This is a genomic window from Lentzea sp. NPDC037011 (genome assembly GCF_055607425.1).
The window spans coordinates 1-23,306 of record NZ_JBVJRT010000021.1 but is presented as its reverse complement, the minus strand read 5'-3'; the positions used below and the strand labels follow the sequence as shown (position 1 = coordinate 23,306).

26 protein-coding genes and 1 pseudogene are annotated in these 23,306 nt (G+C 71.4%); 12 read left to right on the top strand and 15 right to left on the bottom strand.

What is annotated here, in order from left to right; genetic code table 11:
• Window positions 1–45 precede the first annotated feature (45 nt).
• Together ACZ7CH_RS38680 and ACZ7CH_RS38675 are read right to left on the bottom strand one after the other, a co-directional pair.
• Window positions 46–1,221: an MFS transporter gene (locus ACZ7CH_RS38680; protein ID WP_470376214.1), complete on the bottom strand. Its 1,176-nt coding sequence runs from the start codon at window positions 1,219–1,221 to the stop codon at window positions 46–48.
• Window positions 1,222–1,696: 475 nt separating this feature from the next.
• Complete coding sequence (locus ACZ7CH_RS38675; protein ID WP_470376213.1) at window positions 1,697–2,569, bottom strand: hypothetical protein; 873 nt, start codon at window positions 2,567–2,569, stop codon at window positions 1,697–1,699.
• A gap of 248 nt (window positions 2,570–2,817) precedes the next feature.
• Between ACZ7CH_RS38675 and ACZ7CH_RS38670 the strand changes: the two genes are divergently transcribed.
• Entirely contained in the window at window positions 2,818–3,516 is a 699-nt protein-coding gene (locus ACZ7CH_RS38670) for a LamG domain-containing protein (RefSeq protein WP_360399986.1), read from the top strand.
• 140 nt (window positions 3,517–3,656) lie between these two features.
• On the opposite strand, the gene ACZ7CH_RS38665 is transcribed toward ACZ7CH_RS38670, so the two are convergent.
• Window positions 3,657–3,938, bottom strand: coding sequence for a hypothetical protein (locus ACZ7CH_RS38665; protein WP_458432961.1), 282 nt, complete (start codon window positions 3,936–3,938; stop codon window positions 3,657–3,659).
• A gap of 216 nt (window positions 3,939–4,154) precedes the next feature.
• On the opposite strand from ACZ7CH_RS38665, the gene ACZ7CH_RS38660 reads away from it, so the two are divergent.
• On the top strand, window positions 4,155–4,556 hold the full coding sequence (locus tag ACZ7CH_RS38660; protein WP_470372086.1) for an STAS domain-containing protein: 402 nt from the start codon (window positions 4,155–4,157) through the stop codon (window positions 4,554–4,556).
• A 340-nt stretch (window positions 4,557–4,896) separates the two neighbouring features.
• Window positions 4,897–5,115, top strand: a complete 219-nt coding sequence (locus ACZ7CH_RS38655; RefSeq protein ID WP_360399978.1) for a hypothetical protein — start codon at window positions 4,897–4,899, stop codon at window positions 5,113–5,115.
• A gap of 15 nt (window positions 5,116–5,130) precedes the next feature.
• On the opposite strand, the gene ACZ7CH_RS38650 is transcribed toward ACZ7CH_RS38655, so the two are convergent.
• From ACZ7CH_RS38650 to ACZ7CH_RS38640, 3 genes are all read right to left on the bottom strand, one after another.
• Window positions 5,131–5,328, bottom strand: a complete 198-nt coding sequence (locus ACZ7CH_RS38650; RefSeq protein ID WP_458432959.1) for a hypothetical protein — start codon at window positions 5,326–5,328, stop codon at window positions 5,131–5,133.
• A gap of 62 nt (window positions 5,329–5,390) precedes the next feature.
• A complete protein-coding gene (gene pdxY / locus ACZ7CH_RS38645) occupies window positions 5,391–6,242 on the bottom strand; it encodes a pyridoxal kinase PdxY (protein ID WP_360399972.1) in 852 nt (283 codons plus the stop codon).
• A 216-nt stretch (window positions 6,243–6,458) separates the two neighbouring features.
• Window positions 6,459–8,240, bottom strand: coding sequence for an N-acetylglutaminylglutamine amidotransferase (locus ACZ7CH_RS38640; protein WP_470376212.1), 1,782 nt, complete (start codon window positions 8,238–8,240; stop codon window positions 6,459–6,461).
• 160 nt (window positions 8,241–8,400) lie between these two features.
• On the opposite strand from ACZ7CH_RS38640, the gene ACZ7CH_RS38635 reads away from it, so the two are divergent.
• On the top strand, window positions 8,401–9,819 hold the full coding sequence (locus ACZ7CH_RS38635; RefSeq protein WP_470376211.1) for an amidase family protein: 1,419 nt from the start codon (window positions 8,401–8,403) through the stop codon (window positions 9,817–9,819).
• A gap of 9 nt (window positions 9,820–9,828) precedes the next feature.
• Here ACZ7CH_RS38635 and ACZ7CH_RS38630 read toward each other — a convergent pair whose 3' ends face one another.
• Both ACZ7CH_RS38630 and ACZ7CH_RS38625 read right to left on the bottom strand, forming a co-directional pair.
• Window positions 9,829–10,131 (bottom strand): STAS domain-containing protein, encoded by a 303-nt coding sequence (locus ACZ7CH_RS38630; protein ID WP_360399963.1) that lies wholly within the window; start codon window positions 10,129–10,131, stop codon window positions 9,829–9,831.
• A gap of 33 nt (window positions 10,132–10,164) precedes the next feature.
• Window positions 10,165–11,121 carry a PrsW family intramembrane metalloprotease gene (locus tag ACZ7CH_RS38625; protein ID WP_470372088.1) on the bottom strand — a complete coding sequence of 319 codons (957 nt, stop codon included), beginning with the start codon at window positions 11,119–11,121 and terminating at the stop codon, window positions 10,165–10,167.
• A 258-nt stretch (window positions 11,122–11,379) separates the two neighbouring features.
• On the opposite strand from ACZ7CH_RS38625, the gene ACZ7CH_RS38620 reads away from it, so the two are divergent.
• A complete protein-coding gene (locus ACZ7CH_RS38620) occupies window positions 11,380–11,745 on the top strand; it encodes an STAS domain-containing protein (RefSeq protein WP_360399957.1) in 366 nt (121 codons plus the stop codon).
• An 11-nt stretch (window positions 11,746–11,756) separates the two neighbouring features.
• On the opposite strand, the gene ACZ7CH_RS38615 is transcribed toward ACZ7CH_RS38620, so the two are convergent.
• Together ACZ7CH_RS38615 and ligD are read right to left on the bottom strand one after the other, a co-directional pair.
• Window positions 11,757–12,179: an ATP-binding protein gene (locus tag ACZ7CH_RS38615; RefSeq protein WP_470372089.1), complete on the bottom strand. Its 423-nt coding sequence runs from the start codon at window positions 12,177–12,179 to the stop codon at window positions 11,757–11,759.
• A 257-nt stretch (window positions 12,180–12,436) separates the two neighbouring features.
• Complete coding sequence (gene ligD / locus ACZ7CH_RS38610; protein WP_470376210.1) at window positions 12,437–13,432, bottom strand: non-homologous end-joining DNA ligase; 996 nt, start codon at window positions 13,430–13,432, stop codon at window positions 12,437–12,439.
• Window positions 13,433–13,561: 129 nt separating this feature from the next.
• Between ligD and ACZ7CH_RS38605 the strand changes: the two genes are divergently transcribed.
• Window positions 13,562–13,951 (top strand): STAS domain-containing protein, encoded by a 390-nt coding sequence (locus ACZ7CH_RS38605; RefSeq protein WP_360399948.1) that lies wholly within the window; start codon window positions 13,562–13,564, stop codon window positions 13,949–13,951.
• Window positions 13,952–14,210: 259 nt separating this feature from the next.
• On the opposite strand, the gene ACZ7CH_RS38600 is transcribed toward ACZ7CH_RS38605, so the two are convergent.
• Both ACZ7CH_RS38600 and ACZ7CH_RS38595 read right to left on the bottom strand, forming a co-directional pair.
• A complete protein-coding gene (locus ACZ7CH_RS38600) occupies window positions 14,211–14,753 on the bottom strand; it encodes an Imm1 family immunity protein (protein WP_360399945.1) in 543 nt (180 codons plus the stop codon).
• A 446-nt stretch (window positions 14,754–15,199) separates the two neighbouring features.
• On the bottom strand, window positions 15,200–15,442 hold the full coding sequence (locus tag ACZ7CH_RS38595) for a DUF6289 family protein (protein WP_360399942.1): 243 nt from the start codon (window positions 15,440–15,442) through the stop codon (window positions 15,200–15,202).
• A 244-nt stretch (window positions 15,443–15,686) separates the two neighbouring features.
• Between ACZ7CH_RS38595 and ACZ7CH_RS38590 the strand changes: the two genes are divergently transcribed.
• Complete coding sequence (locus ACZ7CH_RS38590; RefSeq protein ID WP_470376209.1) at window positions 15,687–16,514, top strand: S1 family peptidase; 828 nt, start codon at window positions 15,687–15,689, stop codon at window positions 16,512–16,514.
• Window positions 16,515–16,637: 123 nt separating this feature from the next.
• On the opposite strand, the gene ACZ7CH_RS38585 is transcribed toward ACZ7CH_RS38590, so the two are convergent.
• A complete protein-coding gene (locus ACZ7CH_RS38585) occupies window positions 16,638–17,180 on the bottom strand; it encodes an ATP-binding protein (protein WP_458432946.1) in 543 nt (180 codons plus the stop codon).
• Between the two features lie 87 nt (window positions 17,181–17,267).
• On the bottom strand, window positions 17,268–18,257 hold the full coding sequence (locus ACZ7CH_RS38580) for a MerR family transcriptional regulator (RefSeq protein WP_470376208.1): 990 nt from the start codon (window positions 18,255–18,257) through the stop codon (window positions 17,268–17,270).
• Between the two features lie 72 nt (window positions 18,258–18,329).
• On the opposite strand from ACZ7CH_RS38580, the gene ACZ7CH_RS38575 reads away from it, so the two are divergent.
• From ACZ7CH_RS38575 to ACZ7CH_RS38555, 5 genes are all read left to right on the top strand, one after another.
• Window positions 18,330–19,235, top strand: coding sequence for a tetratricopeptide repeat protein (locus ACZ7CH_RS38575; RefSeq protein ID WP_458432942.1), 906 nt, complete (start codon window positions 18,330–18,332; stop codon window positions 19,233–19,235).
• 67 nt (window positions 19,236–19,302) lie between these two features.
• Window positions 19,303–20,460: a S8 family peptidase gene (locus ACZ7CH_RS38570; RefSeq protein WP_470376207.1), complete on the top strand. Its 1,158-nt coding sequence runs from the start codon at window positions 19,303–19,305 to the stop codon at window positions 20,458–20,460.
• Between the two features lie 97 nt (window positions 20,461–20,557).
• Window positions 20,558–21,469: a hypothetical protein gene (locus ACZ7CH_RS38565; protein WP_360399924.1), complete on the top strand. Its 912-nt coding sequence runs from the start codon at window positions 20,558–20,560 to the stop codon at window positions 21,467–21,469.
• Between the two features lie 169 nt (window positions 21,470–21,638).
• Window positions 21,639–22,226 carry a papain-like cysteine protease family protein gene (locus ACZ7CH_RS38560; protein WP_360399921.1) on the top strand — a complete coding sequence of 196 codons (588 nt, stop codon included), beginning with the start codon at window positions 21,639–21,641 and terminating at the stop codon, window positions 22,224–22,226.
• An 8-nt stretch (window positions 22,227–22,234) separates the two neighbouring features.
• On the top strand, window positions 22,235–22,966 hold the full coding sequence (locus tag ACZ7CH_RS38555; RefSeq protein WP_470376206.1) for a hypothetical protein: 732 nt from the start codon (window positions 22,235–22,237) through the stop codon (window positions 22,964–22,966).
• 40 nt (window positions 22,967–23,006) lie between these two features.
• On the opposite strand, the pseudogene ACZ7CH_RS38550 reads toward ACZ7CH_RS38555, so the two are convergent.
• Window positions 23,007–23,306: pseudogene (locus ACZ7CH_RS38550) on the bottom strand (cytochrome bc1 complex cytochrome b subunit); the annotation flags it as partial.

Sequence of the window (23,306 nt, the reverse complement as noted above, 5' to 3'; positions counted from 1 at the left end):
ACCCTCGATCTGCTCAAGAACATCGTTCACCATGTGAGTGGTCCTTCATCGTGAAGTGTTTGGTACTTCTGTCTTCGTTCGGAGCTTCAACCGCGAATGCAGCAGATGTGCGGCTGCGGCAGCGGACAACGCGCAGACGACCGGGAGGGAGAAGGTCGACCGGGCGCCCAGTTCGTCCGCGATCCTGCCGACGGTGGCGGTGCCCGCACCGAAACCGAGCGAGAGACTGGACCACACCCAGTTCATCCCCTCGGTCTGGATCGCCACCGGAACGAGCTCGTCGAGCAGGTGGAAGGCGTTGATGATGGTCGGCGCCATGCTGAGACCGTTGACCGCGGAGCAGGCCATGAGGACGAGCAGGCTGTCCGCGGTCAGGTAGAGGGCGGGGAGCAGGCCGAACGCCGAGGCGCTCAAGGCGAGCCGCAGCGACGTCGGCCCGCTCCGCGTCCGTGAGCCGTACAGAACGGCCGAGACTCCGCTGCCCACTGCGAAGCAGGTGAGGACGAGGCCGGCGCCACCCGGCTGACCGAGTTCAGCGGAACGCGCGACGAGCAGCACCTCCGCCGCGCCGCAGGTGGCTCCCAGCGCCAGGAGCAGAACGAGCAGCAGCGGCATGCCCGGATACCGTGCGGCGAGGCGCCGGTGCACGCGAGCGGCGGGAGGCTGCCTGGGCGGCTCGGTGTGCCGCTGGAAGAGCAGCCAGGTCGCGCCGCAGGCGGTGAGGAGAACGGCCGAGGCGACGGCCAGGTACGGCGAGACCTGGATCGCGAGAGCCGCTGTCAGCAAAGGACCGATCGCGAAGACGACCTCGTCCAGAACCGTTTCGACCGAGTAGGCGGCGGATCTCTCGGTGCTGCCGTCCGGCCACATCGTCGCCCAGCGCGCCCGCGTCATCGGCCCGGTGTTGACCGCTGAGACGCCCAGGAGAAGAGCCAGGAGCAGCGTGGCCGGAAGCGGCGCGTCCAGCGCGACCGATCCGAGCATCATCGTGGCGAGCGCGAAATGCGCGAAGATGGACAGCAGCAGCGTTCTGCGCTGCCCGAAGCGGTCCGCGACGATTCCGGCGACGGGACTGCCGAGCGCGTTGCCGATCGTCCAGCAGCCGCTCACCAACGCGGCTTTCCCGTACTGACCGGTGGGCAAGGCCAGCAGGAGGAGCAGGCCGAGCGGGTAGATCCCGACGAACAGACGCGACAGCACGCCCGCGATGCAGAAGGACACGGCCCCTCGTCTGGCGAAGGCGCTGCGATAGCCTGCGAACACAGCGGACCTCCAACGGCGTTCGGACGAGTTGCTGAACGGGACAGCGGCAGTTCACCGCGCTCGTGGAGATCGGGTCGCCGCAGCGCTTCGACACTGTGCAGCGCGGAAGCCCGCGAATGCGAGCCGCGTTTCGCCTGGCGGGACGCTTTGTCGGGGAACCGGCCGGCGATGTCGCCGCCCGCGTCCGATCGGGAAGCCCGCCCAAGCGAACGGGCACACCTCTCCGGTTCGACGTTGACGGCCGGCGTCCGTCAGTCCCGCACGGGAACCAGGGCCTGTGTCGAGGTCCGTGTTCGCGACAGCCGGGCCTGAGGCGGCCCCTGGGGGCACGGGCGACCAGCCCACGTACAACACCGGTATGCGGGCTGGTCGCCCGCACCGCCAGGAACCACCTCAGGCGCGACTCTCATCGAACGGGACCTCGACACAGGCCCTAGGGTGCGACCGGGCGTTGTGGCACGGGCGAGCCCACCATCTCGCGCGGGTGCACGAGCGAGTGCTGCACCAGCCCGTCCAGCCGGGAACGCAGGAACGAGCGGTACGGGTTCGGCTCGCACAGGTCCGTCAGGGTGGTCACGGCCAGCGAGTGCAGGTCGCGGACCTCGCGGGCGTACAGCCGCACGGCACCGGGGGTGCTGGAGAGGTCCCGCAGCACCATCCTGGCGTGGGCGTTGCCGCCGGCCTCCTCGCCGAGCCGGATCATGTGCTGTCTGAGGTGCGTGCTCGCGATCTTGCAGGCGTTGGCGAGCAACAGCGGTGGTGTGCGGTCGTCTCCCGCGGAGTTCGCGGCGGCCTGATCGGCCAGCAGCCCGTACAGCCTCCCGAACTCGCGCCACCGCGGCCTGTCCGCGGCCGCGCAGGTCCGCACCGCCATCACCGCGTCGCGCGCGTACGCGTTGCTCCGGGCACTGGACGTCGAACCGGGATCGGCCGCCGCCTCTTCGAGGTCGGCGGTCCACGTCCGGCGAAGTTCCTCGGTGATGTCGAGAGAACGCAGGTAGGACAACGGCAACCGGGTCGCCGCCGCGCCCGTGCGCGTTTCCGCACCGGCCCACCACAACGACGACATGACCGACACCGGCATGGCCTTGTGCGGAGAACCTCCCGCTGCCGCCGCGGTGACGACCGCGAACAGCCGGGCGAACACCAGCGGCGACTCCACCTGCTTGAGGAGCTCGGCGCTCGACGGGGCAGCCCGGTGGTCGTTCGTGAGCCGCAGGTCCGCGTCAACGCACCGAACGGCGATGCGCAGGGTCTTGGCGAAGTTGCCGAGTGGAGGCCGGGAACGGTGCTCGGTGATGGGCATGGTGGATCCCGACTGCTCGACTGGAGGGGGAACGGTCAGTGCCGCCGACGGCGTGCATCACAACACGCGATGAACCGGCGGTGAAGTCCTGACCCGTGCCGCGTCACCTTCGGACCGATGACCGTGACGGTTCGGGCAACCCCGGCGGTGCTCCTCAGGTGGCCGGTCGTGCCGAATCCGGTGGCCGTTCGTGAACAGGTCGACCGGTTCCGCGACACCTGTGCTGCGATGGCGGTAGAGGAGACTCCATGGCGAACAAGCGTTGGAAAGCGCTCACCGCGGCGGCGATGAGCCTCGTGCTCGGGACGGGGTCGGCAGCCGCAGCGCCGTCCCCGGTCGACGCGCGAGCGGGGTACGTCGAGAACTTCGACTCGCTCGACCCGGCGATCTGGCAGTGCGAGCACAGCTGCCCGACCGTCACCGACGGTGTGGCCAGGTTCGAGCTGAAGGCCGGCGCCCCGCCTCGCACCGCCGGCTCCTGGTCCAAGGTCCGGTACCGGCCGCAGCGCTTCACCTCGGGCGAGTTCACGACCCGGTTCGCGCTCAGCCACCGCCCCCGGCAGCAGGTCTGGTGGGGCGCCGCGTTGTGGGACAACGGTCCCGCCGCGGACGGGAGCCAGTTCAACGAGATCAACTTCGGCTACACGACCGACCAGAGCTACACGAACACCCAGCTGCGCTTCGAAAGCGCCAAGCGCGGCAAGGCCGTCTCCCTCAAGGTCGACACCGGCGTCGACCTCTACGACGGCAAGTACCACATCGCGACGTTGCGGTACACCTCGTCGTACGTCGACCTGCTCTTCGACGGACGGCACCTGATGAGGATCACGGACCGCTCGGTGATCCCGACCGATCCGATGAGCTTCGTCCTCGGGCCGCGCCTCGTCGCCGGAGCACCGTTGACCGGGAACTTCACGCAGTCGGTGGGAGCCGCTGAGATCGGCTGACCGGCCAGGGCCGAGCAGTTGCACACCGTCGTGGTGCCCGGCCCACCGCAGCAAAGGGCTGGGCCACCGGGACCAGTTCGTCCACCTGGCGGTCCGGTCGGAGGTCGCCGACCTGGCGATGTGAGCGAGGGGATCGGCGGTCAGGGCGGGTCGTCGTCGCCCGAGGACGTGGGCCGGAACCATTCCGTGCGGTGGGTGCGGTTGGCGTCGGCGACGTTCCCGGCGGCCGGCCCGCCGCCGTCCGGATCGACCACGGTGCCGCTCTCGGCGGCGGGGAGCCGGCGCCAGCCCGAGCAGCCGTTGACGCACGGGTGGTTCATCTCCGTCAGCACGAACGCGCCGTCCTCACCGGGCACCGGTTGCTGCCAGGTGATCGTGCCCGTGTCATCGCACAGGTCACAGCGGGGTTCGTGTTGCCGCACACCGCGAGCATCCACCAGATCGGTGGGAAGTCCGATTTCGGTCACCGGGACGGGCGAACCGGGCGGCCTGAACACCGCGGACACCTGCCCTCCACCATCGTGTACCTGCGGTGGGCCGGGCCAGCGCGAACCGCTGATCAGTGCGAACCTGGGTCCCGGTGACGAGGTCGACAGCCCGTCCGGGGAAGGGTGGTCCAGCATGGCCGGCGGTGCACGGTGACGCACGCTCGACGCGACGGGATCTCAGACCTCACCATCGAGACCGTCGACCACGACGGCGTGCTGGTCGTGGCGCTCAACGGCGACATCGACATCACCAACGCCGGTCAGGTGCGCACCGCGCTCGAAGAGCAGCTCAACACCCACCCGGTCGGGATCGTGGTGTGGCTGGCGGTGGGCTTCCTCGCGTCGACGGGGCTGTCGACGCTCGGTGAGGCCAGCCGCCGGGCGCAGCAGGCCGGCGTCGGGTTCGCGGTCGTCGCGGCGGCGCACTCGGCGCGGCGTTCTCTGCTGGTCGCCGGCATGGACAGCGTCCTGCTCGTGCACGAGTCCGTTCCGCACGCGGTCGAGGCGCTGCGCACGGCGGCGGTGGCCGAGCGGACCGACCTCGCACACTGACGGCGCCGGTCTCGACCGCTGTGCTCAGGTGACGGCCGGCCGCACGGCCTGGTCCAGGGGCGAGCACGTCGTGAGCACGCCGTACACCTGGCTGAACCGCAACGGCCGCAGCACGCTGTGGTGGTCCACCACGACTGCCGCCGCGCAGCGGTCACCTCGGGGCGTCGGCTCGCTGCTCGACCGGCAGAGGCCCTCCCGGCGCGTTGTCCGCCCTCACCGCCACGCCCGCCGGACAGGTGGTTTCGCTGTCCTGGCACGGGTTATCCGTGCGGGACGTCGAGCAGCCGGCGACATCGAGACCGCCTCGACCGAGGCGTGCGTTCACCCCACGGGAGTCGCCATGGCGACGAAGTCCTGCCCAGGCCGCGGAGCGGTCGTCACCTACCTCAACCCCGACGTGCTGCACCCGACCGTCTACCTGCGGGGTGTGGTGGTCGGACCGCACGTGGTGGATCCGCAGACCTCACACGTGTGGGTGCCGGTCCTGCGGCCCGACCGCACCATCTCGGTCCTGGACATCGCCAACATCGTCGCCGTGCAGGAACCCGAACTTCCCTGACCAGCCCGGCCGTGGTCAGCGCCGGGACCGCTTGTGCCGGACCAGGTCCGCGATGCCCTCCGCGACGAACCCGCCGGTGAAGCAGCCGGCCAGGATCAACGCCCAGGAGGCTTCCTCGATGAACACGAAGCCGATCACGTTCGCGATCACGAGCAGCAGACCGACGATCACGTAGTAGCGCGCGGAGTGCTGCCGTGGTGGTTGGTCGACCATCGGAACAGTCTTGCAACTCCGCCGGGCGGTCGCGACGCAGTTGACCGCCCGGGACGCCGGGCTCAGCGCACCTGCTCGGCCTTGAACTGCATCCGCGGCGTCGCGTAGAACTCCTGGGCCTGCACCAGGCGCAGCTCGCGCTCACCGGAGCGGTAGGTCAGGTCGATCAGGTCGAAGACGCTCGACGCGGTGCGTTCCAGCGCCAGCGCCGCGTCCTTGGTCTGGACGTAGTGGGCGGTGAACAGCGCGGCTGTGACGTCACCGGACCCGTTGGCCTTGAACGGCAGGTGCGGGGTGCTCACGAGCCACGACCCGGCGCTGTCCACGACGAGCATCTCGATCGTGCCCTCCTCCCGGTCGGGCCGCTCGACGCTGGTGACCAGCACGGTCGACGGGCCCATCGCGCGGGCGAGGTCGGCCGACGCCAGCGTCTCCTCGACGCTCGCCGGCTCGGTGCCGGTGAGGAAGCCCAGCTCGAACTGGTTCGGGGTGATGATGTCGGCCACCGGCACGACCCGGTCGCGCAGCAGCACGGGGATCTCGGGCGCGACGAAGCACCCGGACTTGGCGTTGCCCATCACCGGGTCGCACGCGTAGAGCGCCGCCGGGTTCGCCGCCTTCACCCTGCGCACCGCGTCGATGATCACGTCGGCGATGCCCGTGCCGCCCTGGTAGCCGGACAGCACGGCGTCGACCTGCCCGAACACCCCGCGTTCCTCCACGCCGAGGAGGATCTCGGCCACGTCCGACGGCGGCAGGAGCGGACCGCGCCACGCGCCGTACCCGGTGTGGTTGGAGAAGTTCACCGTGGGGATCGGGACGACCTCGACCCCGAGGCGCTGCAGCGGGAACACGGCGGCGGAGTTGCCGACGTGGCCGTGGGCGACGACCGACTGGATGGACAGAACCTTCATCCGCCCACTCTAGAACGGCCACCTGACCAGCGCGGGGCTCCGGCCCGGCCGAGACGGTGTTGCGGGCGAGACGTCGGTCTCACGACGAACGCCTCCGCCCTGGCCACGGCCTGCGGGCAACGACCCGGGAGGACCTGAGCTCGGGGTCGACGGGGTCGGGCAGCTCCCTCCCGGCTGCCGTTGCGCGGGGAGACGTCACCGCGGCCGTCGGGCTGATCACCCGATGCCGTGCTGCTGCAACCACATCTCCAGCACGCCGAGGTGCCACAGCTCGTTCCCGCCGGCCTTGGTGGCCTGCCCGTTCGGGTCGGCGAGCAGGCCGTCCACGTACTCGCGGCGCAGCACACCGCGTCCGCGTGCGGCGGGGGAGGTCATGGTCGAGCGCAACAGGTCGAGGACCTCACCGTCGAGCTGGATGAGGGCCGGCACCGGGAAGTAGCCCTTCTTCCGGTCGACCACGTCGTGCGGCAGCAGGTCGCGGCCGATGTCCTTGAGGATGCCCTTGCCGTCCTGGTCGGACTTCAGCTCGGGCGGGCACGCGGCGACCAGCTCCACCAGGTCCTGGTCGAGGAACGGCACCCGCGCCTCGACGCCCCACGCCATCGCCATGTTGTCCACGCGCTTGACCGGGTCGTCGGGCATCAGCAGGTGCGTGTCCGTCCGCAGCACCGCGTCCAGGGCGGTGTCCGCGCCGGGGTCGGCGAGGTGGGCTGCGGCCAGGTCGCCGCTGACGTCACGGCCCAGGAGCCACTGCCGTTCCAGGACGTCCGCGAGCTCGTCGTGCTCGAGGTCGTGGAACGCCTCGCGCAGGACGTCCGCCGCCTGCCGCCGGGGAGCACCGGCCGCAGGCTGGTGGTAGCGGTAGCCGGCGAACACCTCGTCGGCGCCCTGACCGCACTGCACGACCTTGACGTGCTGCGACACCTCGCGGCAGACCAGGTAGAACGCGGTGACGTCGTGGCTGCCCATCGGCTCGCTCATCGACCCGACGGCGTCCCGCACCGCCGCGGCGATCTGCTCGTCGCCGACGCGGAGCTGGTGGTGGTCGGTGCCGAACTTCTGCGCGATGGCGTCGGAGTAGGCGAACTCGTCGCCCTCCACGTCACCGCGGCTGGTGAACCCGATGCTGAACGTGCTCGGCCGCTGCTCCTCCGCGGCGAGCAGGGCGACCAGCAGGCTGGAGTCGAGACCGCCGGAGAGCAGGACGCCGACCTCCACGTCGGACACCGTGCGGCGGCGCACCGCGACCTGCAGCGCCTCGCGCACCGCCTGCCGCCAGTCCTGGGCCGTCCAGTCCGCGTGCTCGGGGCGCCGCGTGTACGACGGCTGCCAGTAGACGCGGTCGCGCGGTTGCTGCCCGCGTTCGAACACGCGGATCGTGGCGGGCGGCAGCTTGCGCACCCCGCGCAGGACGGTGCGGGGCGCGGGCACGATCGAGTGCCACGTCAGGTAGTGGTGCAGGCCGACAGGGTCCAGCTCGGTGTCGACCCCGCCGCCGGCGAGCAGCGCGGGCAGGCTGGAGGCGAACCGGGTCCGCCCGCGCGTCTCGGAGACGTAGAGCGGCTTGATGCCGAGCCGGTCCCTGACCAGCAGCACCCGGTCGCGGCGGCGGTCGAACAGCGCGATGGCGAACATGCCGACCAGGTGGTCGACGAACTCCTCGCCCCAGTGGTGGTAGGCCTTGAGGATCACCTCGGTGTCGCTGGTGGAGGTGAAGCGGTACCGGCCGGACAGCTCCTCGCGCAGCTGCTCGTAGTTGTAGACGCACCCGTTGAACGCCACGGCGAGCCCGAGCTCGTCGTCCACCATGGGCTGCGCGCCGAGGTCGGACAGGTCGATGATGGACAGCCTGCGGTGCCCGAGCGCGACCCTGCCCTCCGACCACTGCCCGGCACCGTCCGGCCCGCGCGACCACATGGCCCGCGTCATGCGCTCCACCGCGCCGAGGTCCGGCCGGCCCGACTCGTCCGTGATGATCTCACCGGCGATTCCGCACATGGCCACTCCTCGGGTGTTCCGCTGACAAGGTGTCTGCCGGATACCCCGAATGCCGCTGATCATGATCCGGCTGTGGCACGGCTCGCGTGTGAGCAAGAGCACGAGCCCGTCGCCCGTTGGCAGGTTGACGCGGGCAGGCGGTGGGGTCGGCAATGGACCCATGGAACTCCCGGCCGCCGACCTCGACCAGGCGACCATCCCGCTGCTCGCACGCAGGATGGCGACCGGAGAGCTCACCTCCGCCGCCCTGACCCGCGCCTACCTGAGCCGCATCGCCGACGTGGACCGGCTCCTGCGCTCGGTGCTCGCGGTCGACCCCACGGCGGTGCGGCAGGCGGAGGAGAGCGACCGCAGGCGAACGGCCGGTCGCTCGCGCGGGCTGCTGGACGGCATCCCCGTGCTGCTCAAGGACAACATCGACACCAGCGGCCTGGCGACCACGGCCGGCTCGCGGGCCCTGCGCGTGCCACCCGCCGCCGACGCCGAGGTCGTCGTGCGGCTGCGGGCGGCGGGCGCGGTCGTGCTGGGCAAGACGAACATGACGGAGTGGGGCAACTTCCGCTCCCCGTGGGCCACGTCCGGCTGGTCGGGGGTCGGCGGGCAGACCGCCAACCCGCACGTGCTGGACCGCACCCCGTGCGGCTCGTCGTCCGGCTCGGCCGTCGCGGTGGCGGCCTCGCTGGCGCAGGTCGCGGTCGGCACCGAGACCAACGGCTCGATCGTGTCCCCGGCCGGTCACGCCGGTGTCGTGGGGTTCAAGCCCACTCCGGGCCGGGTCAGCACCGCGGGCATCGTGCCGATCACCGCCCGCAGGGACACGGCGGGCCCGATGGCGCGGCACGTCGTGGACGCCGCGATCCTGATGGCGGCCATGGCGGGCACGACCGCCGACCTCACCCCGGGCACCCTGCGCGGCGCTCGGGTCGGCGTGTGGCGCAGGACCGGCTTCGACGCCGACGTGGACCGGGTCGTGACCGCCGCGGCCGGCGTGCTGCGCCGCGGCGGTGCCACCGTCGTCGAGGTCGACCTGCTCCACCAGGACCGCATCCAGGGCGCCGACCGTCCCGCGATGGTCGTCGAGTTCAAGCACGACCTGGAGCGGTACCTGCGGACCAGGCCCGGTGCGCCGCGCACGGTGCACGAGCTGATCGAGTTCAACGAGACCGATCCCGTCGAGCTGTCCGGGTTCGGGCAGGAGATCTTCCACGAGGCGGAGAAGACCCGCTCGCTCACCGACCCGTCCTACCTCGACCAGCGGCGCGCCGCGACGGAGTGGGCCCGCCGGTCCATCGACGAGGTGCTCACCGCAGAACGCCTGGACGTGGTCATGGCACCCACCAACGGCCCCGCGTGGAAGCCGTGCGGCAGCGACCCCGGCGGCCTGCGGACCGCGTTGCCCGCGGCCGTGGCGGGGTACCCGAACATCTCCGTCCCCGCCGGGTTCGCGGGCCCGTTGCCGATCGGGGTGTCGTTCACCGGCGGCAGCGGGGCGGACGACGCGGTGCTGCGGTTCGCGGCGGCGTTCGAGCAGGCGGCGAAGGCCCGCCGGGCACCGGGGCTGCTGCCGACGGTGCCGTGACGGCGGTGCTCAGTGCTCGAACATCCGGGTGAGGCCGGTGAGGCGCAGGAGCCGTTGCACCGGCGGGCTCGCCGAGACCAGCCGCAGCGAACCGGTCATCTCGACGGCCCTGGCCCTGCTGCGGACCAGGGCGCTCAGGCCGCTGGAGTCGCAGTAGGTGACCGCGGCGACGTTCACGACCAGGTGGTGCCGCCCCTCGTCGATCAACCGGTCCAGCTTCGCGAGCAGCGCCGCCGACCCGGCCGAGTCGAGCTGCCCCGCGACCTCCACGAAGGTCTGCGCCGCAGCCGTTCCGGTGACCCGGATCTGCACGGTGCACCACCTCCCTCCACGGTGGACCTTCGCTCAGCGCGGTGACCGGCCGGTCGGCCACCACCGGGCGTCGGTGGCCATGGGGTAACCCCGCACGACCACGGGCGCGACCTGCCGGCGCGACGCGCGCACCAGCAGACCCAGCCACAGCAACCCGATCGCGGAGATGACCGCCAACCCGGTCCACGTGACCACGGTGAACAGCTGCACCTGCGCGGGCGTCGGCTGCGGCAGGTACCCCTCCGCCAGCACCCGCTGGTCGGTCAGCACCAGCGTGATCAGCACGGCGATGGTGTTCATCGAGTCCCACAGGGCGTGCAGCAACGACACGCCCAGGTACGCGGCGAGCAGGCGCCCGGTCAGCAGGAAGTGGTCGCGGGTGCTGCGGGAGAACAGCACGGCACCGAGGATCGCGGTCCACAGCCCGTGCCCGAACGGGGCGAGCAGGCCGCGCAGCAGCTCGGTGGTGACGAGGTCCAGCACCGACAGGCCGTTCTGGGTGAACAACGCCGTCAACGCGTACCCGGCCGACTCGAAGGCGGCGAACCCGAACCCGACGCTCGCGCCCAGCACCAGCCCGTCGCGCACCGACTTCTCCCGCAGGTGCCGGGTCAGCAGGGCGAGCGCACCCAGCTTCACCGCCTCCTCGATCAGGCCCACACCGGCGAACAGCCACGGCGACGGGTGCAGCAGGTAGCTCTCCAGCAGCGAGGCGCCCAGCACGCCGAGGACACCGCCGACCGCGAACGTGCGGAACACCAGCTCACCGGTGACCTCGCCGGAGTGCCGGTGCCCGAAGGCCCACGAGACGAACGTGGCCGGTACCAGGAAGCTGCCCAGCAGCACGATCGTGGGGATCAGGTTGGTGTTGCGGGTGCCGAGCGTGATCACCACGGTCGCCACCCACAGGGCCAGCCCGACCGCGAACATGCGCAGCCACGGCCGTGAGCGCTTCCCGGTGTGCTGGTCGGCTGGTCCGGTGAAGGCCACGGGCCCCGCCCTTCGTCGGTCGCGAACACCTCGACCGGCCAGGCGTGCCGGTCAGTGGTGGTCTTCCCGCGCCACGCCCGGCTAACCGCCGCCGGAGCGACGCGTGATCTCGCAGGTCCGCCTGTTTCAGTTGTGGGTAACCGGGTATGCGCCTACTGTGGGATTTACACACACAATGTGCCTGCTCTTCGGGTAGTGGTTCGGACTGAAACAGGCAGCCGGGGCCGCACAGCATTGGCCAGCAGGAAGAGCACACCCATGGTTGCTCCGTCCCACGACGATGCCGCGCCCCTCACAGTCGAGGCGCACACCCGTGACGGCGTTCCCGTCCTCGTGCTCCGCGGCGAGATCGACCTCAGCAACGAGCACTCGCTCAGCGCGCGCATCGGCGCTCAGCTCGAATCGGGTTCGCCCGCTGTCCTGCTCGACCTGCGCGGCGTGGGCTACATGGGCTCAGCGGGCCTGCGGGTCCTGGTGGAGAACAACCAGCGGGCGGAGGACATGGGCGTCCGGCTCGTGGTGGTCGCCGACCACTCGGCCGTGCTGCGCCCGATCAAGATCACCCGGCTGGACCAGGTGCTGGAGCTGCACCCGGTGTTCCCCGAGCCGCTGCACCGCGCCTGACGCGTGCCGGCTCAGGCGGAGCGGAACGGCGGCTCGCAGGTGATGTCCGCCCACACCGTTTTGCCGTGCTCGCCCGAGGTGACGCCCCAGTCCTTGGCCAGCCGGTTCACGATGACCATGCCCCGGCCCCTGTCACCACCCAGCCGCGAGGTGCCGAGCACGGGGAGCTCGGGGGAGGCGTCGTCGACCTCGACGCGCACGAGGCAGGGTTCCTCCGAGCGGTGCAGGCGCAGCACGTAGGGGATGCGCCCGTGGTCGAAGGCGTTGGCCACCAGCTCGGTGACGATCAGCTCGATGTCCCCCAGCTCGTCCTCGGTGACGTCGCGCAGCACGGCACGCGTCCAGCGCCGGGCGGACGCCAGCTCACCTCGTTGACCGGTGAGCGGCATCTCGGAGGATCTCGGGCCGTCGTCGGTCTGCTCGCTGTGCCCCACGTGCCTCACGTCCTCGTGACAGGGGACGCTCGTCCGGCGTCTCGACCCGCTCAGCCTCGGAACGTCCATCATCCCCCCGATCACCCGGCCCAGCACGACCGTTCGGAGCATCTGCGCGGTGTCGCGCAGCGCAGCTCCCACCCACCGCTACCGCGGTCGAGGGGCTGGTCCGGTCCGATCAGGCCCGGTGCGCCCGACGGGAGGCGTACCTCCGCGCAGTCGGCGCAAAACCCGGGTTGTCACATCGGTGCCGGTGCTCACTCCTCGGACGTGAGCACCACGCTGGACGGGTCCCGGTCGGGGCGCAGCCCGCGCCACGCCGGGTGCCGCAGGCGGCCGTCCGGTGTCCACTGCCGGAACTCCACCTCGCCGACCAGGTCCGGTTCGACCCAGCGGGCGTCGCGGGCGTGCTCGCGCGGCACCCCGGCCGGGAACGGGCTGGTGGACCGTTCCCGTCGTTCCAGCTCGCGCTGCAGGTCGGCGAGGACCGCCTGGCTGAAGCCCGTGCCCACGTGCCCCACGTACACCAGGTCACCGCGCTCGTCGTGGGCGCCGAGCAACAGCGACCCGATCCGGCCCGCGCGGTTGCCCTGACCCACCCGCCAGCCGCCGATCACGACCTCCCGGGTGTGGCGGAACGGCGTTTTCACCCAGGAGGGGGACCGGCGACCGGGCTCGTAGGTGGACTTGACGCGCTTGGAGACGATCCCCTCGAACCCGTACTGGCTCGCCACGTGCAGCACGTCCGCCGGCTCGGTGTCCATGAACGTCGGCGGCACCTGGACGGCGTGGTTGCCGGGCAGGGCCAGTTCGGTCAGCTTCGCCCGCCGCACGTGGTAGGGCGTGGCCAGCAGCGACCGGCCGTCCAGCTGGAGCAGGTCGAACACGAAGTAGGCGATCCGCGGCCGGGTGTGCCGCAGCTCACGGACGCCGGGCGCGACCTTGTCCCGCTGCTGGAGCAGCCCGAAGCTGGGCCGCCCCTCGTCGTCCAGCGCCACGATCTCGCCGTCGAGCACGGCCGTCCGGTGCTGAAGGAGATCGGGCAGGACGGTCAGCTCGGGGAACCGGCCGATGAAGTCCAGGTCGTTGCGGCTGTAGACCCGCACGTCACGGCCCTGGCAGTGCGCGACACCCCGGTAACCGTCCCACTTGAACTCGACGGCCCAGCCCTCGCTGCCGGGCGGGTCACCCGGTGTGGCCAGCATCGGGCGGATGACTTCCAGCGGCTCGCCCGCGGGTGCGGCGCTTCCCACCCGGCCACCTCCTCGGTCCGCCCACTGCCGTAGTCATGGTCGGTGAGAATCGCCCAGCTCGCAGGGCGACGCCGCGCTTCGTAAGATCGGCGGAACGGAACGACTGCGAATGACCAGGTGAGGTGTTCAGTGACATCGGACGAGACGACGTCGACGGCCAGCATGAAGACCAGCGACCACGACGGTGTGCTCGTCGCTGTCATCACCGGCGAGCTCGACATGGTCAGCGTCGACGAGGTGGGCGCGGAGCTGTTCGAGCACCTGGACAAGCGCCCGGCCGGCATGGTGGTGGAGCTGGCCGTCGACTTCATGGGCTCGTCCGCGCTGTCGGTGCTGCTCAAGCTGCACGCACGGGCGCAGAGCGACGGGGTGGGCTTCGCGATCGTGGCCGCGCAGGCAGCGGCACAGCGTCCGCTGATGGCCAGCGCGCTGAGCCAGGTGCTGCCGATGGCCCAGTCGACGGAGGAGGCCCTGAAGATGGTGCGCAAGGAACCGCAGCCGAGCCAGCCGGCCGAGTGACCCGGCCCCGCACGTCACCGCGGAGGTGGAGCCGGGTCCACCTCCGTCCCGGTGGCTGACGCGGTGGATGGCCTCGAATCTCGGCTCTGGGGACGCGCTTCACCGACGCTCAGCTGCTCGGGCATGCGTACGAACAGCCGACTCGCGCGGAAGGCTCCGCGTCACCTGCCGATGACCCGCTGAACCGGGCGATCTTGAACGCGAAGGCGCCCGCATTGTGGCCCCCAGGCCATCCGGGCCGGAGATCAGTGGTCGTCGTTCAGAAGACGTCCGACTCCTGCCACTGCACACAGGTGGGGCGCATGCCGGTTTCAGCGAGCTCCTCCAGTGCCTCGCGCAACTGCTCCCACGCGATGGCAGCGTCGGCCGGGAACCGCGTTCGGGTGTCGAAGTCCACGAACAGCTCGGGTTCGTGATCGTTCACCGAACGGGCAGCCCGTGCGTACGAGCCCTTCGTCACCCAGGCTCGCATCACACCTTCAGCTGTTCCGCCAGCGGTGTCGTACCGCCGGGGGAGCTCGTGTGCTCGGTTGTCGGTCGGCAGGAAGTCGGTCGTTCCCATCGTGTGGATCGCTGCGATGCGATGGGGCACGTCGAGGTCGAACTTGAGCTGGTGGTCCGGCAGGTCCAGGGGACCGCCGAGCGTGGGACGGTCCTTCACGCAGACCACCGTCGGGTGGAACTGCCTGTGCGCGATCACCTCGTCCAAGACGCGTTCGAGATCAGCGCTCGACTCCACGGTGACGGGATCGTCCGCGTCGTTCGTGTCGGTGAAGTACCAGAAGTTGAGAGCGTGCCTCACCTTGAGCTCCTGCCGTGGAAAGGTCGACGTGCTCGCCGGTGGCGACCCTATCCAGGCCAGTCGGTGGGAACCCTCGGCTCGCAGGTGCTCAGCGATCGCTTGATGCTCGCCCTGCGCGTCCGAGCTGCTTTGAACCACGTCGAAGTTGCCGTGAACGGGCACCGCCTTGCATGACCTCCGTCAGCGACTCCGCCGCCCCGTGAGCGAGCTGGCTCGCCTGCACCAAAGCCGCGGTCACCTCGTCGGCCTTGCTCACCACCCGATCCAACTCGGCGGCGACCTCGTCCAACTTCGCCACGTGTGCCCCGTTCCCTTTCTGGCATCGTGGCACGGGGCGCCGGCGGTCGGCTCACCTCAAGAGCTGATCGGGCTTGGTCGTCGGGCATTGGGACGCCACCCGGACTCCGCGCGGGTCCTTCCTCAAGAAGATGCGGCCGACAGTCAGATCACACGTCGTTGCACCGCGCCTGCGTGAACTGCAGGTACCCGGACAGCTTGCCCGAACTGTCCACGCGACCCTGGCAGTCGATCGACCGGAACCCGTTGAACACGGTGTGCTCGCTGTCGGCCCAGTACTGGTAGAGGCAGGCGTACCCGCTCTTGCACATCGGAATCGCCTGCGCCTGTCCGGTGGGCACCAGCACGACACCGAGCGCGGTAGCGGCGACCAGCAGCATGCGACGGATCACGATCGCATCCCTCCCCCTGACGTTTTCCCTCCCAGCAGGGTCCCACCGCGAGCACGGGGTGAACACCACCGAGCGGGCCTCAGGGCGTTGCTGCGGCAGGTTCAGTCCGATGGGGTGGGGCAGTGCGGCGATCGGAGCCGGTGGAGCAGGCTCCACCACGAACGATCAGGCTGTCTGCATGGTTCGAGTCCACTGTGAACGGACAGGATTGTCCTTGTTCGCGTTACTCGGATGAAGGAAGAGCATGTCGAGACTGAAGTCCGTGCGCCGTGGAGCGGTCCGGGTGGCCGGGGTCGTGCTGATGGGTGCGTTCGCCGCAACGGCGATGACCGGCACCGCCGGCGCGATCATCAACGGGAAGGACTCCACCGAGAGGTACCCGTTCATGGCCTCGATCCCGTTGTCGGTGCCCAGTGCGGGCAACATCAAGGGGGTCTGCGGGGCTTCGCTGGTCCACCCGCGGTGGGTGGTGACGGCGGCGCACTGCGTCGACCAGGACACCGGTGCGGTGCTGGACGGGACCGTGCGCGTCGGCGGCGAGCGGCGGACGTCCGGGGGCACCGTCCGGAACATCGAGCGCGTGGTGCGCCACCCCGGTTACGAGGTGGCGCCGGGCATGCGGCCCAACCGCAACGACATCGCGCTGATCCGCCTCGACCGGCCCGTGACCCAGCAGCCGATCCGGATCGCCGACCGCGCCGGTGCGCCCGGCACTCCGACCCGGCTGCTGGGGTTCGGCACCACGGTCGAGGGAGCCGGTCCGGCGGAGTGGAAGTTCGCTGAACGGTTGCAGCAGCTCGACACCCGTCGTGGTGCCGAGTCCGAGTGCGCGCCCGGCTTCGCGGACCGGACCCGGCTGTGCACGGTCAGCCGCAAACCGGGTGCCATGGCGTGCTCCGGCGACTCCGGCGGGCCGCAGGTGCAGCGCGGCAAGTGGGGGCGGTGGGAGCTGATCGGCGTCACCTCCGGACCCGGTGACGAGGACGTGCCCTGCGCCAACGGTCCTGGCCTGTACACCAACGCGACCGCGTACGCGGGCTGGATCCAGAAGACGATCAGCACCAACCGCTGATCCGGCACCGGGTGCCGCCACCGTCCCCTCACACGGCGGCACCCGGTGTTCCGCGGCCGGCGATGCCGCGCTGAAGTGCAAGAGCTGCAACGGCTCCAGCAGCCCGGACGGCAGGGGGAGCGCTCAGGCCGGGATGGGGAGGCGCGCCCAGACGATCTTGAGGTCGTCCTCGACGCGCACACCCCAGTCGGTGCAGAGCCGCTCGACGATCTGCATGCCGTGCCCGCGGTACGGGCCGATGCTGGACATGCCGACCACCGGCGTGCGGCTGACCGTGGCGTCGCAGGCCTCGACGACGAGCTCCGCGCCGCGCTCGGGGTGTTCCTCCCTGCGCAGCACCAGCCGGCGGGGGTCGTCGGCGTGGTCGCACGCGTTGGCCGCCAGCTCGGTGGCGACCAGCTGCACGTCCACCACGAAGTCCTCGTCGTGGGCGGCCAGCGCCTCGGCGATGCGTTCCCGCACCACCGACAGGTTGTCGCAGCTCAACGACGTGTCGATGGCCACCTCACCGGTGGTCTCGCCGGGGGTGGCGTGGCTCTCCCCGCGGGTGCCGGCCGCGGCCTGGTGGGCGAGGTTCGCCGTCGCGATCGCCGACGTGTACGGCTTGGCCCGGCCCTCGTCGGGGCGTCGGCTGGCATCGGCGTGCGCGGTACGTTGCTCGGTCACCCCGACCGGATGCCCACAGCGGCGGCCGGTTACACGGCGAGCACTTCGAACGGGCGACATCCCGGTACAGTCCACAATGGACTGAGATCAGCGCGGTGCTGCGGAGGCCCGCAGGGCCGCGGCCAGCCATTCGAACGGGAAGTGCTCGGGTTCCGTGCCGTTCACGGTGCCGACCAGCGCCATGTACCGGTCGAACGGCCCCTCCGGGTCCGGTGGGGTGCGCTCCCACTCCGCGCCCGCGAGCATGTGGTCGGCGGTCTGGAGGCGGAACTCCGGCGTGTCCGGTGTGCGGGGGACGTCCGCCACCGCGAAGACGCCGGTCAGCCACTCGATCCAGCGGTCGGCGACGTCCAGCCCCCGCGGCGAGTCCGGTGGCACGCCCTCCCGTGCGGCGTCCATCGCCGCCTGGCCGATCGGCGTGGCCTCCTCGAAGGCCTCCAGCATCGGCGCCGAGGACATCACCGGTCCCGCGCCGGTGGTGCAGACCTCGTGCAGCTCACGGCGCAGGGCCTGCCGGACGTCACCGTCGCGCACCAGCTCCGCCAGCTCGATCCACGCCTCCAGCTGGGCCGCGGTGGGGTGGTCGGGCAGCACCGGCCGGGCCGCCCGCCACCACTCGACCATGCGCTCCGGTGCCTCCCAGCCCGTGGTGACCTCGGTCCAGAACTCGTCCACGAGCCGGTCGCGCTCCTCGTCCGACATCCCCACCAGCCGGTGCATCAACGTCGCCTGCTCCGCGGTCGAGTCCTGCCGCAGGATGGCCGACAGCACCGCGCGCCGGCTGCGCAGCCGTGCCTCGTGCCCCTCCAGCAGGGTCAGGTGGGTGGCGGCCAGGTCGCGCAACGTGGCCTCGCCGGCCAGCACCCGGCGGATCTCGTCGAGGCCCGCGTCGAGCTCGCGCAGCGTCCTGACCAGTTCGAGGCGGGCGATGGCCGACACGTCGTACAGGCGGTGCCCGGCCGGCGTGCTCGCGGCGGGGGAGACGACACCGGCGTCCGCGTAGTACCGGACCGCGCTGACGCTCAGGCCCGTCCGCCGTGCGACGTCACCGATCGGGTACAGCTCGTCCATGTCCATGACGATCACTATGCGATCTCAAGTGGCTTGAGGTGCAACCCCGCGCCCGGACCGGTCCGTAAGGTCCGCTGCATGACGAACAGCCCCTACGAGGTTCTGGCCGGTCTGCTGCGCGACCAGGAGGCGAGCGGCGCGGACCTGTACGCCGCCGCGTGCGAGGTGCGGGAGTGCTTCGTGCGCAGCGAACACCTCATCGGACTGTTGCCCGCGGACGCGCCGCGGCTGCTGACGGCGGGACTCACGCGGGCGGGCCGCGCCGGTGTGGTGGAGGCGTGGCTCGAGCTCGGCCGGCTGCTCGCGCACGGCGCGGCACCGTGGGCGCCGTACCCGGAACAGGACGTCCCGGCGTCGATCGAGGCGTACCGCGAGGCCGACCGCGCGGGCTCGCTCGCCGGTGCGCTCGGGTGGGTCCGGATCGCGTACTTCGCGACCAGCGCTGAGCACGAGCAGGACGCGGCCCGGCGGCTCGACGAGCTGCTGGCGGAGCACCCGGCGGACCCGGACGTCCTGCTGCTGTCCGGTTACCTGCGCTTCCGCGGCTACGGTCACCCGGCCGACCCCGCGGCAGCCGTGCCGTTCCACCGGGCGGCCGCCGAGCACGGCAGCGGTGACGCGGCGTTCGAGCTGAGCGTGCTGCACGCGACGGGCACGGGCGTGCCGGCGGACGACGACGAGTCGATGCGGTGGACCGTGCGCGCGGCCGAGCTGGGCAGCGTGCGGGCCATGGGCAACCTCGGCTACTACTACGCGACCGGCCGCGGCGTCGAGCACGACCCCGCCAAGGCCCTCGACTGGTACGGCAAGGCCGCCGACGCGGGCCACGGGAAGAGCGCTTACACCGCGGGCGTCATGTGCCTGACCGGCGACGGGGGCCTGCCCGTGGACGAGCGCCGGGCGGCGGAGTTCTTCGACCTGGCCGAGGAGCTCGGCGTCGACGTGGACGACCACCTGGACGCGATGGGCCTGTCCCGCGCCTGACCCGGCGGGCCGGCGCGGCCGGTCCTACGGTTCTGGCACCCCTGTTGCCGTCCTGATCGGAGTCACCATGCGAAGGCGACTCACCCGCACCGCACTCGCGGGTCTGCTGGGCGTCACCAGCGCGCTCGGGAGCACCGCGGTCGCGGACGAGGACACCGCGCGCTACGTGGTGCTGCTCAAGAACGCGCCAGCGCTGCCCGGCGTCGTGCACACGGCGACCGTCCTCGGGGGAGTGGTCCACAGGCGGTTCGACGCCCTCGGCGCGTTCTCCGCCGATCTGACGCCCGCGGACGTCGACCGGCTGCGCCGGGACCCGGCCGTCGCGCTGGTGCAGGAGAACCGGGTGCACCGCGTGGAGACCGCCCCCGCGGCCGCTCCCGCCGCCGTGCCGTGGCACACCGACCGCGTCGACCAGCGCGGCCTGCCCCTCGACGGCACCTTCGCCCCCGGTGGCACGGGAGCCGGCGTCGACGTGTACGTCGTCGACAGCGGGGTGCGCACCACGCACGCCGAGTTCGAGGGACGCGCGGAGAGCGCGTACAACGCGGTCGCGGACGGCAACGGCGACACCGACTGCGCCGGCCACGGCACGTTCGTCGCGAGCCACGTCGCGGGCCGGACGTACGGCGTGGCCAAGAAGGCGAACATCAAGGCGGTCCGCGTCCTCGGGTGCGACAACTCCGGCACGACCGAGGACATGGCCGACGGGATGAACTGGACGGCGCTCAACGCGCCGCGCGGCTCGGTGGTCAACGTCAGCCTGCAGAGCTCGCACGGCAACACCGACACCGTCCTCGACGCCGCGGCGGGGAAGCTGGTGGACAACGGGATGCTGGTGGTGCTGATCGCGGGCAACTTCGCCAGGGGCGACTGCCGGAACTCGCCGAAGGACCCGCGCGCGATCACCATGGGCGCCACCACGCGGACCGACTCGCGCAACACCGGCACCAACGCGTCCAGCTACGGCAGCTGCGTGACGGCGTTCGCGCCGGGTGCCGACGTCACCGGCGCCGGCAGCTCGGGTGACACGGCCGTGCTGAGCGGCTGGTACGGCACGTCGTTCGCCGCTCCGCTGGCCGCGGGCGCGGTCGCAATCGCCAAGGAGGCCGACCCGGACCTCACCCTGGAGCAGGCCGTGCGGCTGGTCGTCGACCGGTCGACGAAGGGCGTGCTGACCGGCGTCGGCACCGGCTCGCCGAACCGGTTGCTCTACGCCGGGTCCTGATCGGACCGCCTGCCCTTCCCCGTGCCGGTCCCCGCCCACTACGGTGGCCGGTCACGGCTGCCACGCCGGGTGGGGCCGCATCGGAACGGGGGTTCTGATGGGTGTGGACGAACTCGGCGACGCACTGAGGTACGGGCCGTTCCACCGGGCGCTGCGGGTGGCGATCGACCGCCGCGGCCTGTCGCTGTCCCGGTTGCGCGCGCACCTGGCGCGGATGGACCTGGCCGTGGCCGAGTCGACCCTGAGCTACTGGCAACGCGGGATGCGCCGGCCGGAGGGGCCGCGTGCGTTCGCGTTGATCAGGGGGCTGGAGTCCGTGTTGGACCTCGCCCCGGACTCGCTGACGACCCTCGTGGGCCCGCGGGACCACCCGGTGCGGGTGCCGACGACGTCGTTCATCGAGCTGTCACCGCTCGGGCCGACCACGACCGAGCTGCTGGCGAGCCTGCTCGACGACCCGGCCCGGTGCAACGCGGGGCTGGAGGTCGCGCTCACCCAGGAACGGGTCGTGCTGGGCGACCGCGGTGAGCAGCAGGACGTGACGACCCGGATCGTGCTCACCGCCGGCAACCCGGGCCCGACCCGGTACCTGGCCATCTACCACGGCGACGACGACTGCGACATCGAACGGGCGAGCGTCGTCGCCGGGGACGGGTGCCGGATCGGGCGGGTGCGCCGGGCCGACCGCTCGATGGTGTTCGAGCTGCTGTTCGACCGCAGCCTCGACGAGGGCGAGACGGCCGTCGTCAGCTACACGGTCAACGACCGGTCGGGCACGCCGTGCCCCGGTTACACGCGGATGTTCCGCGACGGCGCCGGTCCGTACCTGCTGCAGGTGGCGATGACCGCGGAGGCGCTGCCGAGCAGGTGCACGCGGGTGCTGGGCACGCGCGAGCACCAGCCGCCGGTGGAGGTCACCGACCTGATCTGCGACCGCGCGCTGGTCGCGAGCGCGTTCTTCCCCGTCGTCCACCGCGGTGTCGCCGGCATCGCCCTGGAGTGGCGCTGACCGGGTTCGCGGAAACATTCACACCGCCGTGGCGGAAGCCGATGTTCGCGTTGTGAACGGTCGCGCCGCCCGCGCACCGATCTTGTGCCCGTCCCCGCCTCGTGGCCATCGTTCGGCTGTGCCCGGAACTCACCGGGGAACACCCTCGACGTCCACGAAAGGAGGGCCCGTGAGCACCCTGCGCCCACGAGCTCTTGCCGCGGTCGCGGCGGTGGCGGCGGGATGGCTGCTCGTGCAGCCCGTCGCCACCGCGGCGCCCGACGTCTCCGCCCTCGGCCGTCTCAACTTCACCATGCAGGCCCAGGAGCAGACCCAGTGGTGCTGGGCCGCCGCCGGCACCAGCATCGCCCGCTACCACGGCACCTCGGTGACCCAGACGCGGTTCTGCCAGCTCGCCCACGACGAGTCGGGCACGAGCTGCCGCAACAACCAGGGCGACCTCGGCGAGGTCCGCGAGGCGTTCTACGACCTCGGCTACTCCTCGCCGGGCAGCTACCTGTCGGGCACCGTCACGTTCGCGTCCATCCGCGACCAGATCGACCGCGAGCAGCCGATCGAGACCCGCATCCTGTGGTCCTCCGGCGGCGGCCACATGCACGCCGTCTACGGCTACGAGGTCGACAGCAGCAACCGCCAGTGGGTCAACTGGGCCGACCCGTGGGGCAGCAACACCCGCTACAACCGCTCCACCTACAGCAGCTACCGCTCGAACACCTCGTTCACCTGGACGCACACGCTGACGGGCATCAACCGGTGAGGACGGCCATGAACACCCGCAACCTCACGGCCGCGGCGGTGCTGTCGGTCGTCGTCCTGCTCGCCGCGGGACCGTCGGCCCACGCGGACGAGGCGGTGTCGGCCGCCGACCTCCAGGCGGCACGGGCGGCCGCCACCGAGCAGTCCACCGTGGACGCCGTCGCGGACTTCCTCGGTGACCTGCGCGGCAAGGGCGCGGCGACCGTTGCCGTGCGGGACGGCGTCGTCCCGGTGTACACGCTCTCGCCGGAGTTCGTCTCCGGTGCCAGGGACGCGCAACCGGGCAAGCTCGCCTACGTGGCGGTGCCCGCGTCGTCGAGCGACGGTCAGACCTCGACCATCCAGACCGTGCGCGGCGCGGACGGCCGGTGGTCCGTGGCCAACCTGGCCTCCGGTGACCAGGAGTCCACACTGGCCGCGAAGCTGCCCGCCGGTGCCACCCTGCTGCACGAACCGCAGGTCAACGCCTGGTACGCGCAGAAGGGCACGCGGCTGACCGTGCTCGACGCCGGTGGCAGCGGTCGTCGTGCGGGGGAGCGGCTGACGGTCGCCGAGTACCAGCGGGCGGTGGCGAAGGCGTACGGCGGCAAGCAGAGCGGGTCCGCCTACGCCGCCCAGGGCCTCGCGGGTGGCTTCGGGCCGCAGTCCGATGAGGACTCCGTGCTGCCGCTGGTCGGCCTCGGTGCGCTGGCACTGCTGGGATCTGCGGCGTTCGCGCTGCGCGTGGCTCGGCGCGACTGACGGGCCGATGGGGTGCCGCGCCGGCGCGGCACCCCGTTCCTCAGGCCTTGGGGTCGGAGGGCTTGCCGGCCAGCTCGCCCGCGGTGTCCTCGGCGCTGATGCCTTCGGAGACATGCGCCCTGCGGCGTGCGTTCTCCAGTGCCACGGTCTCCTCGACCGGGTCCGGCGACCACGTGCTGCCCGCGACCGGATGCCCGGCCGAACCCAGCTTGTTCATCTTCTTCGGCACCGACGCACCCTGATAAGCCAGGGGGATCGGGTGACCGTGGTCGTCCACCGGGCCCAGCGGCTGGTGGACCTCGATGAACTCACCGTGCGGCAACCGCTTGATGATGCCGGT